A 14,236-nucleotide genomic window follows, 5' to 3' on the forward strand; every position below is an offset into this window, starting at 1 on the left:
GCCGGGTAGCGCGGTGCGCGCGCCGGGCGTAGCGTCGGCAGCGAGAGCCGCTCTAGTTAGGAGGGCCGAGATGGCCCGCAACGTCCTCGGCTCGATCCTCGCTCTCATCGGAGCGACGGCCGCCGTCTGGAGCCCCTTCCGTGCCTGGTACGACGGCCGTCACGGCAGCACCTACCGCATCGACGACCTGTTCTCGGGCATCTCGGCCGACAAGGCCTCGGTGGCCGGCTCGGTGCTGCTCCCCCTCGCCTTCGCGGCACTCGTGACCCTGGTGGGTCTGGTGCTGCGCTCCCGCGTGCTCGTCGCCGTGGCCGGTCTCGTCGTGCTCGGCTTCACCATCCTGTGGATGGTGCGGCAGGGCCAGGCGGCGGGCAGCCTGACGGTCGACTCCGCCGGCAAGGGCCTCGGCCAGGGCGTCGGGATGGCCCTGGGCGGCGGCGTACTGCTGCTCCTCGCGGCGGCCCTGATGTCGGGCCGGCGCCGGACCGTGCGGGAGCCCGCCGGTTACGGGGTCCCGGCACGGGAGGCCCCGCCGCAGCGCGCCCCGGACGAGCGCGCGCCGGAACCGCCCGCCTACGGGGGCCCGCACGACGGCACCTCCGAGCCGGCGCGGTACGGGAATCCGCACGACGGCACCTCCGAGTCGGCGCGGTACGGGAATCCGCAGGACGGCACCGCTGCCCCCTCGCGGCACGGAGCTAACCCGCACGAGGGCACCCGTGAGTACCCGCGGTACGGGGGCCCGGACGAGGCGCCTCCCTACGGCGGCCCGCGCGACCCTCACCCGGGACCGGGGCCGAGTCCCTACGAGGGCCCGCCCCGAGGCCCCTACGACGGCCCGCACGGACCTCCGCCGCGCAACTGACGACTCGTGGTGACCGGCCTACTCGCGTACGCCGGTCACCACGTTCGCGTACAGCTCGTCCGATGTGACCAGGCGGGCCCGCAGGCCGCCCGCGGACATCGCCGCGAGGGCGCCGGGCACCTGTCGCTCGCTGGTCTCCGTGAGCAGGATGCCGCCCGGGGCAAGCCAGTCGGGGGCGGCGAGGGCGACCCGGCGCATGATGTCGAGCCCGTCCGAGCCGCCGTCGAGGGCGACCAGGGGCTCGTGTTCACGGGCCTCCACGGGGAGCAGGCCGACCTCGTCGGAGGGCACGTAGGGGACGTTCGCGGTGAGGATGTCGACCCGGCCGCGCAGCCCGTCCGGGAGCGGGTCGAAGAGGTCGCCCTCGTAGACGCGGCCGCCGTACGGGGCCACGTTGCGGCGGGCGCAGGCCACGGCGGCGGGTTCGATGTCGGCGGCGTGCAGTTCGGCCCCCGGCAGCGCCGCCGCGAGGGCCGCGCCGAGCGCGCCCGAACCGCAGCACAGGTCCACGACGACGAGCGGCCGCGAGCCGTCGGCGGCCGCGAGCGCCTCGCCCACCAGGATCTCGGTGCGGCGGCGCGGCACGAAGACCCCCGGGTCCACGGCCACCTTCAGACCGTGGAACCCGGCCCAGCCCAGGACGTGTTCGAGCGGCAGCCCCGCCGCCCTGCGCTCGACCATGGAGGCGACCTGCGCGGGCCCGACGGCGGTGCCGAGTATCAACTCGGCCTCGTCCTCGGCGAACACACACCCGGCGGCCCGCAGCCGGGACACGACGTCCGACGCGGAGAGGGGCTCAACTGTCATACGGGATAGGCCCTTTCGGACACGGCACGGACACCCTCGCAGCGCGCGGGGAACCACGCGGGCAACCACGCGCGGTGGGCGGCCGGGATCGGGTTTCGGGGCGCGGGGAGCCGGGCGTCCAGCCGCACGGCCCGCGGCGAACGGGCGGCCGCAGGACGGTCCCCCCGCCTAGCGGGATCCAGAGGTGGCCGTCCCCTTCACCACGTCCAGCGCGTACACGCACCGGTCCTTGCTGCACGCGTAGACGACCCCGCCGCGGACGACGGGCGACCCGGTGATCTCACCTCCGGTGGCGAGCTTCCAGCGCAGCTGGCCACCCGCCGCGTCCAGCGTGTAGAGGCAGTGGTCGGCCGAGCCGAAGTGGATGCGGCCGTCGGCGACGACGGGCGTGCCCACGACCTCCCCGCCCGCGGCGAAGCGCCACTTGGGGGTCGAGGTGACCGCGTCCAGGGTGTACAGCGCGTTGCCGCTGCCCACGTGGACGTTGCCGTCGGCGACCAGGACCGGCTCGACGGAGTTGCGGGACTCGGTGGCGATGCGCCAGCGGTCCTTGCCGGTGGAGGCGTCGAGGGCGTACACCGTGCCGAGGTAGTCGGCGAGGTACACGCCGCCGCCCGCCACGGCCGGCCCGGGCGCGAACGCGGGCGGGCACAGGAAGACCGCGGGCGCCTCGAAGTGCCAGCGCACGTGCCCGGAGGCGATGTCGATGGCCAGGACCCGGGTGCCGGCCGAGACGTACACATAGCCGTCCCGCGCGGGCGCGACCCGGACCGGGACGCCGCCGCAGGAGGCCGCGTCGCCGACCGGGTAGGACCAGCGCTCGACGCCGGTGCGGGCGTCCAGGGCGCGCAGCCGGGCGTCCTGCCAGACGTAGACCGTGCCGTCGTGCACGCACGGCCCGGCCTCGGGGGTCTCGAAGTCGCTCTGGGCGCCGGAGAGCTCCCACAGCTTCTCGCCGTTGGCCGCCTCCCAGGCCTGTACGCCGCCGCCGCGCGTGCCGGTGACGACGGTGCCCCGGTCGGCCTTCAGGGAGTACACCCAGGCCTCCGCGGACAGCCGCCACAGCTCGCCGCCGTCGCTCGCGTCCAGGGCGTACAGGCTGGGGCCGTCGGAGGCGTGGATGCGGCCGGCCTCGACGGCCATCGCCCAGGCGACGTCGCGCGTCTTGAACTGGCGGCGGCCGGTGCCCACGTCCAGGGCGTGCACTTCGAAGGACGTCACGTACAGCAGGTCACCGGCGACGGCGGGGGTGCCCCACACGTCGTTCGACATGCGGAAGCGCCAGGGGCGCCAGCGGCCCGGGACCTCGGGCGGGTGGGCGGGCGGCGGCACGGGCGCGGCCTGCGTTCCGACGGCGGCGGCCCCCGGCCTGCGCACCCAGCCGGTGGCGGACCCGGCGTCCACGGCGACCCGGGACGCGTCGGCGGCCCGGGGGCCGGGACCGATCGGCACCTTCGCACCGGGAAGGCGCACCGGCTCGTCGGTGCGGACCGGCGGATAGGTGACGGAGGCACCGGCGTGCCGGGCCGCGTACGGGGGCTCCGCGGGGCGCGGCGGGGGCGGCGGGCCCGTGCGGCCGGAGCGCAGCGCCGAACTCGGCGCGGGGTCGGCGGGCGGCACGATGTGCATCCGGCCGCCGCCCCTGCGCTGCTCGATCATGGCGACCGAGCGGGGCGGCAGCCAGGCGGACGCGGTGCCGCTGTCGTCCGAGCCCGAGGCGAAGAGGTGGGGCGCGAGCTGGGCCTGGAGGTCCTCGGGCGAGGGCCGGTTGGGATGCTCCATCTGCATGCAGGACTCGATGAGCGGGCGCAGCTCGTCCGGCAGGCCCGTGATGTCGGGGCCCTCGCGCAGCAGCATGAACACGGTCTCGACGGGGTTGGCGCCGTGGAAGGGCGCGTGCCCGGTCGCGGCGAACACGAGGGTCGAGCCGAGCGAGAACACGTCGGAGGCGCCGGTGACGCTGCGGGAGTCCTTGGCCTGCTCGGGCGACATGTAGGCGGGGGTGCCCACCGCCACGTTCGTCATGGTCAGGCGGGTGTTGGAGACGCCGGACGCGATGCCGAAGTCGATCACGCGGGGCCCGTCCTCGACGACCAGGACGTTCGACGGCTTCAGGTCACGGTGGACCAGGCCGGCGCCGTGGATGGACTGGAGGGCCTCGGCGATGCCGGCCGCGAGCCAGCGCACGGCCTGGGCCGGCAGCGGCCCGCACTCATTCACTATTTCTTCGAGGGAGGGCGCCGGTACGTAGGCGGTGGCCAGCCACGGCACGGGGGCGCGCGGGTCGGCGTCGACGACGGCGGCGGTGTAGAAGCCGCTGACCGCGCGGGCCGCCTCCACCTCACGGGTGAAGCGGACGCGGAAGAGCTGGTCCTCGGCGAGTTCGGTGCGCACCGTCTTGATGGCGACGCGGCGGCCCGACGCCGAGCGCGCCAGATAGACGAGACCCATGCCGCCGGCACCGAGCCGGCCCAACACCTCGAAGGGTCCGATCCGCCTCGGGTCGTGCTGCGTCAGCTGCTCCACTTGCCTGCCACCTCCCCGTACGGGCCGTGCCTGAATGCGGCCCCGTGCAGCGTCTCACGCGGCGCCCCGATTCTCCCTGCCGGAGGTGGCCGGTGGCCAACCCGGGTCGAGACCGGGAGGTCCCACCCCGATCCGGGACACCCCGGACATGCCGCGCGGGGGCTTTACGTGCCCGAAGCCTGCAGAACGGCGAAGGTGGCGCCCTGGTTGTCGTTGAGGACGGCCATCCGCCCGTACGGAATGTCGAAGGGCGCGGCGGTGACCCGGCCGCCGAGCCGGGTGCAGGCGGCGGCGGCCGCGTCGCAGTCCTCGACGCTGAAGTAGACGAGGAAGTGGTCGGGCAGCGCCGCCGGGAAGGCGTCCGACATCAGGCTGCGGCCGCCGACCGTGCTGTCCGGGCCCGGTTCGGTGCCGGGCAGCGACCAGGTGCGGAAGTCGGCGCCGATCTCGTCGGGGGCGCCCGGGTCGCCGCCCAGGTAGCCGAAGACGGACTCGTAGAACGCGTCGGCCTGGTCCTTGTCGCGGGTGTAGACCTCGGTCCAGCAGTACGCGCCGGGCGCGCGGGTCAGCTCGAAGCCGAGGTGCCCCTCGCCCTGCCACAGGCCGAAGACGGCGCCGCCCGGGTCGGCGGCGACCGCCAGGGTGCCGTGCGGCGGCACCGGCAGCGGGTCGGTGATCAGCTGGCCGCCGGCCTCGCGGATGCGGGCGGCGAGGGCCCGGGCGTCGGGGGTGGCGAGGTAGACGGTCCAGGAGGTGGGCAGCCGGCCGTCCCGCTTGGGCTGGAGGCCCGCGACGCGTCTGCCGCCCTTGTAGGCGGCGGTGTAGCGTCCGCGCCGCTCATCGGACTCGTCGAAGGTCCAGCCGAAGAGCTCCCCGTAGAACCGCTTGCCGGCCGCGAGGTCGGACAGCGTGACGTCGGCCCAGCACGGCGCGCCTTCCGGATATCCGCCCATGCGCCTGTTTCCTTCCTGAGGTGCCCCGCCCCGGGGCCGTCGTGGGACCGCGTCGGGGCCAAGCTAACGAGCCATCACGCCCGACGCGGACGCACAATTCGAACATATGGCCAGATTGCGGCACGCGGCGGGGCGCCCGCCCAGGCCCCGCACGGCCTGTCCGCCAAAGTTGTCCACAGGGTGTTGATAACACCATTCGAGTGGCCGCCCGGTCTTGGCCGCCCCGGTCCGCGTCGCCGCGAGCGTCTTCGCGGCCGAGCCGGCGGACGACCCGTGGCCGGCGTGACGGACACCGGGGCGGACGGTCACACGGGGCGACCGATTCCCCGCGCGCATCGGGACGTACCGCCCTCGGGCCCCCATTTGCACTCGGCCGAATCGCGCTCCGATCACCCCTCGGTAAGCTGACGGCATGACAGGACAAGTACGCACCGTCGATGGCCGCGTGGCCGGCCGACGCGGGCAGGCGACACGGCAGAAGCTGCTCGACTGCCTCAGTGAAATGCTCAGCTCGTCGCCGTACCGGGACGTCAAAGTCATCGACGTGGCCCGGAAGGCGGGCACTTCACCCGCGACCTTCTACCAGTACTTCCCCGACGTCGAAGGGGCCGTCCTGGAGATCGCGGAGGAAATGGCCAAGGAGGGCGCCGGGTTGACCGCTCTGGTCGAAGGCCGCTCCTGGGTCGGGCGCGCGGGCTGGCAGACGGCGGAAGAGCTCGTGGAGGGCTTCCTCGACTTCTGGCGCAAGAACGACGCGATCCTCAGGGTCGTCGACCTGGGCGCCGCCGAGGGCGACAAGCGCTTCTACAAGATCCGCATGAAGATCCTGAACTCGGTCACCAACTCCCTTACGGACGCGGTCACCGAGCTCCAGGCCAAGAACAAGGTCGACAAGGACGTCAGCCCCGCGGCGATGGCGGGCTCCCTCGTCGCGATGCTGGCCTCGGTGGCCTCGCACCAGAAGGGCTTCCAGACCTGGGGCGTCAAACAGGCCGAACTGAAGCCGAACCTGGCGCTGTTGGTCCACCTGGGCATCACGGGCAAGAAGCCGACGAAGTAGCCCCGGGTCGGTCGATACCCAAGTCCTGTCGCGCCGACGGCGGTTCACCCCCACCAGGGGGCGACCGTCGTCGGCGTTCCCGTCTCGGGCCCCGGCCCGCCGTCGGGCGTTCCCGCCTCAGGGCGTGCGCGTGCCGTCGGACGTCCCGCCCCGGACCTCGCGCCGCTCGATCCGGAAGAGGCGTATCTCGCGCTCGATCCGGGACTGGTAAGTGGCGTACGGCGGCCAGAACTTGAGGGCCGCCTCCCAGACCGCGGCCCGCTCCTCACCCTCCAGCAGCCGGGCCCGCACCGCGATGTCCCGGCCCTTCCAGCTGATCTCGGCGTCCGGGTGGGCGAGCAGGTTGCCGGTCCAGGCCGGATGGCCGGACCGTCCGAAGTTGGACCCGACGAGCACCCAGGAGGCGCCGCCCTCCTCGGGCATGCAGGCCAGCGGAGTGGTGCGCGGCAGGCCCGACTTGGCGCCGTGCGCGGTCAGTACGACACCGGGCAGCATCCGCGCGCTGAGGAGGACCCGGCCCCGGGTCAGGCGGTGCACTGCGCGGTCCATCGCGGGCACGAAGTGCGGGGCGATCCTCGCGAACGCCCGTGTCGAGGACACCTTCCGCATGAGCCGCACCCCGGGCGCGGTCCTGGCGGCCGGGGTGCTCATGCCCGCACCCCGGCCGCCGACGGGTCGAACAGGCCGGCCCGTTCGGCGGCGTGACCGCGCAGCCGGTGCACCGGCCCGAAGAGCAGCTCGTCGGAGGCGGCCCGCTTGAAGTAGAGGTGCGCCTCGTGCTCCCAGGTGAAGCCGATGCCGCCGTGCAACTGGACGGCCTCCGAGGCGGCGCAGCGCAGCGCGTCGAGCCCCTGCGCGAGCGCGAGGGCGCCCGCGCCGGGGTCCCAGGCCGCGTAGTACGCCGCCGACCTGGCCGCCTGCACCTGGACGTACAGGTCGGCGAGCCGGTGCTTGACCGCCTGGAAGGACCCGATGGCCCGCCCGAACTGCTCCCGCTCCTTGACGTACGCCACCGTGCGCTCCAGCGCCTCACTCGCGGCCCCGACGGCCTCGGCGGCCAGACAGGCGGCCGCGGCGCGCCCAGTGGCGGCGAGCGCGCCGTGGATGTCGACGGAGTCGTCGCCGCCGAGCAACTCTCCTTCCACATCCCGGAGTTGTACACGTGCTTGGGTCCGGGTCTCATCGAGGGTGGTGCGCCGGGTGCGCCGCAGCCCGGCCGCGTCATCCTGCACCACGAACAGGAGGGCGCGGCTGCGGGCGAAGCCGCCGGTGTGGGCGGCGACGAGGAGCAGCTGGGCGCTGTGTCCGTCGAGCACCTGGTCGGCCTCCCCGTAGAGCCGCCAGGTCCCGTCGGGCAGCCGTCTGGCCTGCACCCCGCCCGCCCGGCCGCCCCCGGCCCACTCGCCGTCCGTGTTCGCCCCGGTGAGCCCGAGGGCGAGGGCGAGGCCGGTACCGGGCACGGCGAGGGTGGCGGTCCGCTCGCCGCGCGCGACGAGCGGGAGCAGGGCGCGCTTCTGGGCGTCGGTGCCGAGCGCGGCGATGAGCGGGGCCGCGAGGACGGCGGTGGCGAGCAGGGGCGACGGCAGCAGCGCGCGCCCGGTCTCCTCGCAGGCGAGGGCGAGTTCGGCGGTGGTGCACCCCACTCCCCCGTACTCCTCGGCCAGCGCGAGACCGGGCAGCCCGAGCTCGGCGGCGAGCCGCCCCCAGAGCGCCCCGTCGTGACCGACCGGGGTGCGTACCGCGCTCTTCACGTCCTGTGGGCCGCAGTGCTTGGCGAGCAGTTCGTGCAGGGTGCGGCGGATCTCGTCCTGTTCCGCGGTGAAGGCGGCGTCCATCGGCGGTCTCCTCCCCCAGAGGCGAAGCCTCTGAACTGACGGGGCGTCATGTTAGGTCCGGAGCCGCCAAATGCACAGGCGGTGGCCGGAGTTACCGAAACTCTCTCCAATGCCGAGCGCGCGTTTCTCGAACAGCACATCTGATGTACCGTCAGATTCATGCCATCACCCTCAACGCGCCGTCCCCGCAAGGTCGCTGTGGTCGGGGTCGCGCTCTCCGACACGGGCCGGGTGGACGACGCCACGCCCTACGCCCTGCACGCCCAGGCCGCCCGGCGGGCGCTCGCGGACTCCGGGCTCGACCGGTCGGTCGTCGACGGGTTCGGCTCGGCGGGGCTCGGCACGCTCGCGCCGGTGGAGGTCGCGGAGTATGTGGGGCTCCGCCCCACCTGGGTCGACTCCACCACCGTCGGGGGCGCCACCTGGGAAGTCATGGCCGCGCACGCCGCCGACGCGATCGCGGCCGGCCACGCCAACGCGGTCCTGCTCGTGTACGGCTCGACGGCGCGCGCGGACATCAAGGCGGGGCGCCGCACCTCCAACCTGTCCTTCGGCGCGCGGGGCCCGCTCCAGTTCGAGGTCCCGTACGGCCATACGCTGATCTCGAAGTACGCGATGGCCGCGCGCCGCCACATGCACCAATACGGCACGACGGTCGAGCAGTTGGCGGAAGTGGCGGTGCAGGCACGGGCGAACGCGGGCACGAATCCGGACGCGATGTTCCGCGATCCGATCACCGTCGACGACGTGCTGTCCGGCCCGATGATCGCCGACCCGTTCACCAAGCTGCACTGCTGCATCCGCTCCGACGGGGGCTGCGCGGTCCTGCTCGCGGCCGAAGAGTACGTGCCGGACACCGCCAAGTCGCCGGTGTGGGTGCTGGGTTCGGGCATGTCGGTGTCGCACACCACGATGTCGGAGTGGGAGGCCTTCACGGTGTCCCCGGCCGCGGTCTCCGGCCGCCTCGCCTTCGAGCGGGCCGGGGTACGCCCGGCGGACGTCGACCTGGCCGAGATCTACGACGCGTTCACGTACATGACGCTGGTGACGCTTGAGGACCTCGGGTTCTGCGCGAAGGGCGAGGGCGGCCCGTTCGTGGAGAAGGGCCGCCTGCTGCGGGACGGCGGCCTCCCGGTCAACACCGACGGCGGCGGCCTCTCGGCCTGCCACCCCGGAATGCGCGGCCTGTTCCTCCTGGTGGAAGCGGTGCGACAGCTGAGGGGCGAGGCGGGCCCGGGCCAGGTACACAAACCCGGCGGCCACCTTCCGGAGGTGGCGGTGGCGTCGGCCACGGGGGGTTGGTTCTGCTCATCGGCAACGGTGGTACTGGGCCGGGGGTGACCCGGGCCCCAGGAGCCCTACCGGTGCGGGCCGGCGCCAAGCCCGCCAGGGGCGCGGGGAACTGCGCGACCGGCCACGCACGGACCGCGGACGAATGCCTACACCCCCGACGGGGTGCACGCACGCTCCCGCGTATGAGCTGTCGGGTGCGGGGCTCGCCCGGCTGATCGCGCAGTTCCCCGCGCCCCTGGCAGGCGACCCGGCACGCACCGGAAGGCAGACGACGGGCAGCCGGGGACGGCCGCAGGCGGAGGGGGCGGCGCTCGGCGCCGGAGAATGGCCCGTATGGAATTCCAGGAACTTCTGCACACCCTCCGCGTCTGGGACGCACCGCTCCCGCACTTCGACCCGGCCAGCACCCCCACCACCCCCCTCCCCCTCTTTCAGGCCTGGCTGACGCACGCCGCCGAGGCGGGCCAGCCCGAGCCGCACACGATGTCGCTCGCGACGGTCGACAGCGAGGGCCGCCCGGACATCCGCACCCTCATGCTGCACGGCGCCGACGACAACGGCTGGCACTTCGCCACGCACTCCACCAGCGCGAAGGGCCGCCAGCTGGCCGCGCACCCGGACGCCGCGCTCGGCTTCTACTGGCCGGCGGTGGGCCGCCAGGTCAGGCTGCGCGGGCACGTCACCCCGGCGGACCCCGCCGCCTCGCAGGCCGACCTGCACGCCCGCTCCACGGGGGCACTCGCGGCGGCGCTGGTCGGCCGGATGAGCGAAGTACTCGACGATTACGCCGAGTTGGAGACGGCGTCCGCAGCGGCGTGGCAGCAGGCGCAGGCGGATCCGCAGGCCCCCGCCCCCACCTGGACCCGGTACGCGCTGGAGCCCACGGAGGTCGAGTTCTTCCAGGGCGACGCCCGCCGGCGCCACGTACGCCTGCACTACCGCCGCGAAGGGGCAGCCTGGACCCGCCAACTCCTTTGGCCCTAAAGGCATTTCGGCTCGACCGGTCAACCTCCCAGCACCGTCAGGCGATTGGCGCCCTGTGACAGAACGGAGACGTCATGGGAGACCGCCCGTAACTCCGTGCGAGATACAAATATTCCTGACCGCACACACCGCACACCGCACACATCGCCCACACCGCGAGCACCGCGCACACCGCGCACACCGCCCTACCGCTGGGGGAACACCGTGAAGTACACCCGCATCACCGCTCTCGCCGCCATATGCGTCGCCGCCAGCCTCTCGCTGACCGCCTGCAACGGCGACGACGGCTCCGGGAGTGACGCGTCCTCCAAGGCCCCCGCGTCCTCGTCCTCGTCCGGCTCCTCGTCGTCCTCGTCCTCCTCCGCCGGATCCTCGGACAGCGGCTCGCAGTCGGCGGACGGCGGCGGTTCCACCGGCTCGACCACCGGCAACGGGAAGTCGGGCTCCGGTGGCGGCTCCAAGGCCGGCGCCTCGAACGGCGGGGCGAAGTCCGGCGGCAAGGCCACGTTCTGCAAGACGCAGGACCTGGCCATCGACGCCACCAACGCCTCGCCCGACAAGACCGAGGGCCGCATCAACATCACCATGATCAACCGGGGTTCGACCACGTGCTCGGCGACGGGCTTCGCGGGCGTCGACATCAAGGACACCGACAACACCTCGAACCCCATCGAGCGCGGCCAGGCCCAGCCGCGCGTCACCACCCTGAAGCCCGGCGACGCCGCCGTCTTCGACCTCGCGTACACCATCGACAACAGCGGCCACAGCCTCGCGCACCCGACCAAGATCCAGGTGACGCCCCCGAACGAGACCCACACCCTGAGCCTGGACTGGCCCTCGGGCGCGCCCGGCATCAAGGGCGCCTACACCGACGTCCAGGTCTACCCCACGCACACGACCGACTAGGGGTGGTGCCACCCACGGCCGCCCCAGTGGTCAGCCGCCGTGTCGGGGCGGGATCCGCAGGGCCGTCCTAACGCCCGCCGCCCCCGTCCGTCGCGAGGCGGGCGTGCAGATGCAGAGCGCGGAAGGCATCCCGGCGCTGGGCCTCGAACATCGCGCCGCGCAGTGTGCCTTCCACGAGGTAGCCGCCGCGCTCGGCGATGCGGCAGGACGCGTCATGGCCCACCGCGTGCCCGAGCTCCAGGCGGTGCAGGCCGACCGTGCCGAAGGCCCAGCGGGTCAGCAGATCGAGGGCGTGGCCCGCCACCCCGCGCCCCCTCGCCTCGGGCAGCGTCCAGTAGCCGACGCGCGCACAACGCATGGGCCGGTTGACTGAGTTGAGGCCGACGTGGCCGAGCACCGACCCGCTCGACTCGTCCGTGACGCAGTACGTGGCGAACTCGCCCCGCGCCCACCCCAACGCCCGCATGCGCAGCAGCTCCGCGGCCGCGGCCTCGTCCTCGACGGGGGCGTTGTGGGTGTTCCAGCGCAGATACTCGGGGTCGGTCACGCCGCGCAGCAGCGTACGGACGTCGTCGTCGCGCCAGACGCGCAGGCGCAGACCGTGGCCGCGCAGGTCGGCGGGGACGAGCTGGAGATCCATGCCGCCATTCAACCCCCCGTCCCCGTAGGGCCGATGCCCCTCCGGCCGCCCTGATCCGGGGCGGGCCCGAAGACCGGCACGGTCACACCGCCGCCATCTGCGGCGCCTTCGGCATCGGAGCGGAACGTCACGTGCAGCTCCATCCCGATCCGCAGGTCCGCCTCGGCGCAGCCGACGACCTCCGTCATCATCCGGGGGCCCTCGTCCAGGTCGACGACGGCGGCGACGTACGGGACCCGGTCGCCGAACGGCGGCAGGTCGTTGCGGTGCACGACGGACCAGGTGTAGAGCGTGGCCCGGCCGCTCGCGGGACGCCAGCGCACGTCCTCGCTCCAGCAGTACGGACAGAACTCGCGGGGATAGTGGTGCGCGCGGTCGCAGGCCGCGCAGTGCCGGATGAGGAGGCGGCCCTCGGCGGCCGCGTCCCAGTACGGGCGGGTGAAGGCGTCGGCCTCCGGAGTGGCGGCGGTCATCGGAACAGTCCCATCGCGTCGTCGAGGGACCAGGTCTGCCACGACATCGCGCCGAGGGCGACCAGCGAGATGAGCGCCATCATCGCGTTCTGGCCCTGCTCGGCCCAGTCGTGGATCATCAGGACCAGGTACAGGAGGTTGAGCAGGAGGCCGCAGACGAGGGCGACCGGCGTCAGGAATCCGGCCACCAGGCCCAGCCCCAGGGCGAGTTCGGCGTACACGACCACGTACGCCATCGTCTTCGGACGGGGTTTGACCACGACGTCGAAGCCGCTGCGGACGGCGTTCCACCGGTGCTTGGCGGCGACGTCCGACGCCCAGGCGATGCCCGTGCCCCGCTCGAACCAGCCCTTCTTGTCCTTGTGCCGCCAGCTCTCCAGCCACCACAGTCCGAGGCCGATGCGCAGGACGGCGAGCCACTCGGCGCCGCTGAGCCAGATGGAGTCCACGCGGCCATCCCTCCCAGTACGTTTCGCATCTCCGCTTGGTTTCTGACGGTACGTCAGTTCAGCGGATCCGGGCCGCGTGCGCAAGGGGTGCGGTCGCGGGGGTACGGGCGGGGGGCGCCCGGAGCCGGACGGGGCGAGGGACGGGGCGTGCGACCGGGCGCGAGAGGGGAGGCGGGGCGAGGCGTGATCAGATCGCAACCGATTCCGGTCTTGACCGAGACCCATCAAGTATTCACGCCGTTACGCTCAGCGTTCATGGTCGACACCACCACCCCCGCGAGCCCCGTCTACGTGATCGGCGCCGGGCCCGGCGGCCTCGCCGTCGCCGCCGAGCTGCGCGCGCGGGGCGTGCGGGCCGTCGTGCTGGAGAAGTCGGACGCGGTGGCCGCGTCCTGGCGCCGCCACTACGACCGGCTGCACCTGCACACCACGCGCCGCCTGTCCGCGCTGCCCGGGCTGCGGATGCCGCGCCGGTTCGGGCGGTGGGTGTCGCGCGACGACGTGGTGCGCTATCTGGAGAAGTACGCCGACGTCCACGAGCTGGAGATCGTCACCGGGGTCGAGGTCGAACGGGTCGAGCGCGGGCCCGACGGCGAGGGGTGGCTGCTGTACGCGACCGGGGGCCGGCGCCTTTCCACACCGGCGGTGGTGGTGGCCACCGGGTTCAACCACACGGCGTACGTTCCCGCGTGGCCCGGCGCCGACTCCTACGCGGGTGAGCTGCTGCACGCCGGCCAGTACCGCAACCCCGCCCCCTTCGTCGGGCGGGACGTGCTCGTCGTCGGGGCCGGCAACACCGGCGCGGAGATCGCGGCCGACCTCGCGGAGGGCGGGGCCGGGCGGGTACGCCTCGCGGTACGCACGCCGCCGCACATCCTGCGCCGGTCCACCGCGGGGTGGCCCGCGCAGGCCACCGGCATCCTGGTGCGCAGGCTCCCGGTACGCCTGGTGGACCGGGCGGCGTCGGTGACCGAACGCCTCTCCGTGCCGGACCTCTCCGCGTACGGCCTGCCGCGCCCGGCGAAGGGGCTCTACTCGCGGGTGCGGGAGGGCGCGATTCCGGTCCAGGACGTGGGGCTGATCGACGCGGTGCGGGGCGGGCGGGTGGAGCCGGTCGCGGCGCTCGACTCCTTCGACGGCACCAAGGCCGTCCTCGCGGACGGAACGCGGATCTCGCCCGACGTGGTCATCGCGGCGACGGGCTACCGCCGGGGCCTCGAAGGCCTCGTGGGCCACCTCGGGGTACTGGACGAGCGGGGCAGGCCACGGGTGCGGGGGGCGCGTACGGTGCCGGGGGTTTCGGGGCTGTACTTCACGGGGTTCACGAATCCGATCAGCGGGATGCTGCGAGAGCTCCGCCTGGACGCCACCCGAATCGCCAAATCCCTGTCCCGCTGACCACCCCGCGGGGCTCCGCCCCCGACCCCGATGTCGCCCCACCCCGC

Annotated in this window: 14 protein-coding genes; 6 read left to right on the plus strand and 8 right to left on the minus strand. The window is 73.6% G+C overall.

Features of this window, described 5'->3' with window-relative positions; genetic code table 11:
* Window positions 1-70: 70 nt before the first annotated feature.
* On the plus strand, window positions 71-865 hold the full coding sequence (locus ACFYZA_RS16730) for a hypothetical protein (RefSeq protein WP_388491118.1): 795 nt from the start codon (window positions 71-73) through the stop codon (window positions 863-865).
* An 18-nt stretch (window positions 866-883) separates the two neighbouring features.
* Here the strand turns inward: ACFYZA_RS16730 and ACFYZA_RS16735 are convergent, their stop codons facing one another.
* The 3 genes from ACFYZA_RS16735 to ACFYZA_RS16745 form a co-directional block, all read right to left on the minus strand.
* Window positions 884-1,672 carry a putative protein N(5)-glutamine methyltransferase gene (locus ACFYZA_RS16735; RefSeq protein ID WP_388491121.1) on the minus strand — a complete coding sequence of 263 codons (789 nt, stop codon included), beginning with the start codon at window positions 1,670-1,672 and terminating at the stop codon, window positions 884-886.
* Between the two features lie 168 nt (window positions 1,673-1,840).
* Window positions 1,841-4,198 (minus strand): PQQ-binding-like beta-propeller repeat protein, encoded by a 2,358-nt coding sequence (locus tag ACFYZA_RS16740; RefSeq protein WP_388491122.1) that lies wholly within the window; start codon window positions 4,196-4,198, stop codon window positions 1,841-1,843.
* A gap of 164 nt (window positions 4,199-4,362) precedes the next feature.
* Window positions 4,363-5,151, minus strand: a complete 789-nt coding sequence (locus tag ACFYZA_RS16745; RefSeq protein ID WP_388491125.1) for a VOC family protein — start codon at window positions 5,149-5,151, stop codon at window positions 4,363-4,365.
* Window positions 5,152-5,563: 412 nt separating this feature from the next.
* Between ACFYZA_RS16745 and ACFYZA_RS16750 the strand changes: the two genes are divergently transcribed.
* On the plus strand, window positions 5,564-6,211 hold the full coding sequence (locus tag ACFYZA_RS16750) for a TetR family transcriptional regulator (protein WP_100573995.1): 648 nt from the start codon (window positions 5,564-5,566) through the stop codon (window positions 6,209-6,211).
* A 117-nt stretch (window positions 6,212-6,328) separates the two neighbouring features.
* Here ACFYZA_RS16750 and ACFYZA_RS16755 read toward each other — a convergent pair whose 3' ends face one another.
* Window positions 6,329-6,862, minus strand: coding sequence for a nitroreductase family deazaflavin-dependent oxidoreductase (locus tag ACFYZA_RS16755; RefSeq protein ID WP_382581908.1), 534 nt, complete (start codon window positions 6,860-6,862; stop codon window positions 6,329-6,331).
* Window positions 6,859-8,046 (minus strand): acyl-CoA dehydrogenase family protein, encoded by a 1,188-nt coding sequence (locus ACFYZA_RS16760; protein ID WP_388491126.1) that lies wholly within the window; start codon window positions 8,044-8,046, stop codon window positions 6,859-6,861. Before ACFYZA_RS16760 ends, ACFYZA_RS16755 begins: the two co-directional genes overlap by 4 nt.
* A 159-nt stretch (window positions 8,047-8,205) precedes the next feature.
* Between ACFYZA_RS16760 and ACFYZA_RS16765 the strand changes: the two genes are divergently transcribed.
* The 3 genes from ACFYZA_RS16765 (at window position 8,206) to ACFYZA_RS16775 (ending at window position 11,229) form a co-directional block, all read left to right on the plus strand.
* On the plus strand, window positions 8,206-9,387 hold the full coding sequence (locus tag ACFYZA_RS16765; protein ID WP_388491128.1) for an acetyl-CoA acetyltransferase: 1,182 nt from the start codon (window positions 8,206-8,208) through the stop codon (window positions 9,385-9,387).
* A gap of 276 nt (window positions 9,388-9,663) precedes the next feature.
* Window positions 9,664-10,323, plus strand: coding sequence for a pyridoxal 5'-phosphate synthase (locus ACFYZA_RS16770; protein WP_382581917.1), 660 nt, complete (start codon window positions 9,664-9,666; stop codon window positions 10,321-10,323).
* Window positions 10,324-10,527: 204 nt separating this feature from the next.
* Window positions 10,528-11,229, plus strand: a complete 702-nt coding sequence (locus ACFYZA_RS16775; RefSeq protein WP_382581919.1) for a DUF4232 domain-containing protein — start codon at window positions 10,528-10,530, stop codon at window positions 11,227-11,229.
* Window positions 11,230-11,296: 67 nt separating this feature from the next.
* On the opposite strand, the gene ACFYZA_RS16780 is transcribed toward ACFYZA_RS16775, so the two are convergent.
* The 3 genes from ACFYZA_RS16780 to ACFYZA_RS16790 are packed head-to-tail and all read right to left on the minus strand — an operon-like array spanning window position 11,297 to window position 12,791.
* Window positions 11,297-11,869, minus strand: a complete 573-nt coding sequence (locus ACFYZA_RS16780) for a GNAT family N-acetyltransferase (protein WP_388491131.1) — start codon at window positions 11,867-11,869, stop codon at window positions 11,297-11,299.
* 8 nt (window positions 11,870-11,877) lie between these two features.
* Window positions 11,878-12,342 carry a Zn-ribbon domain-containing OB-fold protein gene (locus ACFYZA_RS16785; protein WP_382581926.1) on the minus strand — a complete coding sequence of 155 codons (465 nt, stop codon included), beginning with the start codon at window positions 12,340-12,342 and terminating at the stop codon, window positions 11,878-11,880.
* Window positions 12,339-12,791 carry a DoxX family protein gene (locus ACFYZA_RS16790; RefSeq protein ID WP_382581929.1) on the minus strand — a complete coding sequence of 151 codons (453 nt, stop codon included), beginning with the start codon at window positions 12,789-12,791 and terminating at the stop codon, window positions 12,339-12,341. The genes ACFYZA_RS16785 and ACFYZA_RS16790 overlap by 4 nt, the downstream gene beginning before the upstream one ends.
* A 255-nt stretch (window positions 12,792-13,046) precedes the next feature.
* Here ACFYZA_RS16790 and ACFYZA_RS16795 point away from each other — a divergent pair, with 255 nt between their 5' ends.
* Entirely contained in the window at window positions 13,047-14,189 is a 1,143-nt protein-coding gene (locus ACFYZA_RS16795) for a flavin-containing monooxygenase (protein WP_388491133.1), read from the plus strand.
* Window positions 14,190-14,236 lie beyond the last annotated feature (47 nt).

The organism is Streptomyces sp. NPDC001828 (assembly GCF_042892175.1).
Classification (GTDB): domain Bacteria; phylum Actinomycetota; class Actinomycetes; order Streptomycetales; family Streptomycetaceae; genus Streptomyces.